Genomic DNA, 1,037 nt, shown 5'->3' on the forward strand with positions numbered 1-1,037 from the left:
CTAACGGATATAGGTGTTGAGCTCAACAGCTGGCAAGGTGTGGTTGCTCCTGAGGAGCAACCATTCAAGTTCCAGACCAGTAATCCCAAGGTATTTGCTGGTGGGGACATGGTGCGAGGTTCGGATTTGGTGGTGACGGCCATTTGGGAGGGGCGTCAGGCTGGTGAAGGCATCCTCGATTACCTAAAAGTTTAAGGATCGTTGATGACTGCACTAAAGAACGACCGCTTTCTGCGGGCGCTGCTGCGTCAGCCTGTCGATGTGACACCGGTATGGATGATGCGCCAAGCCGGCCGTTACTTGCCAGAATATCGCCAGACAAGGGCTCGGGCCGGGGATTTCATGGGCCTTTGTGCCAATCCTGAGCTGGCCTGCGAAGTCACCCTGCAGCCTCTCCAGCGCTACCCCTTGGACGCCGCCATCCTATTTTCAGATATCCTGACTATCCCTGATGCGATGGGTCTAGGCTTATATTTTGAAGAAGGCGAGGGACCCAGGTTCAGAAAGCCACTGCGTACCGAGTCTGATATCACCTCACTCGAAGTGATCAAACCTGAGCATGACTTGCCGTATGTCATCGATGCAGTGACGACCATTCGCCGGGAATTAAACGGGCGGGTGCCTCTGATCGGTTTCTCCGGAAGCCCTTGGACATTGGCCACCTACATGATTGAGGGTGGATCCAGCCGTGACTTCGCCCGTAGCAAAACGATGCTCTATGAGCAGCCAGAACTTATGCATCAACTGTTGGATGTGTTGGCTCAATCAGTTATTGCCTATCTGAACGCACAAATCACTGCTGGTGCGCAGGCAGTACAAATCTTTGATACTTGGGGGGGCAGTCTTTCCCATACGGCCTACCGAGAATTTTCACTGAACTACATGCGTAACATTGTCGCGGGCTTGATCAAGGAGAGTGATGGACGGCCTGTGCCTGTTATCCTCTTTACCAAAGGTGGTGGCCAGTGGCTTGAGGCGATAGCTGATTCCGGCTGCCATGGCATCGGTTTAGACTGGACAACAGATATCTCTTTTGC

Annotated in this window: 2 protein-coding genes; both read left to right on the plus strand. The window is 53.1% G+C overall.

Translation table 11 applies throughout. The annotated features are described in order from the left end of the window. On the plus strand, window positions 1-195 hold a 195-nt coding region (locus V6D20_21305), incomplete at its 5' end, for a hypothetical protein (GenBank protein ID HEY9818319.1). Between the two features lie 9 nt (window positions 196-204). Then, on the plus strand, window positions 205-1,037 hold an 833-nt coding region (hemE, locus tag V6D20_21310; GenBank protein ID HEY9818320.1), incomplete at its 3' end, for a uroporphyrinogen decarboxylase.

It is taken from the genome of Candidatus Obscuribacterales bacterium, from assembly GCA_036703605.1.
Lineage (GTDB): Bacteria > Cyanobacteriota > Cyanobacteriia > RECH01 > RECH01 > RECH01.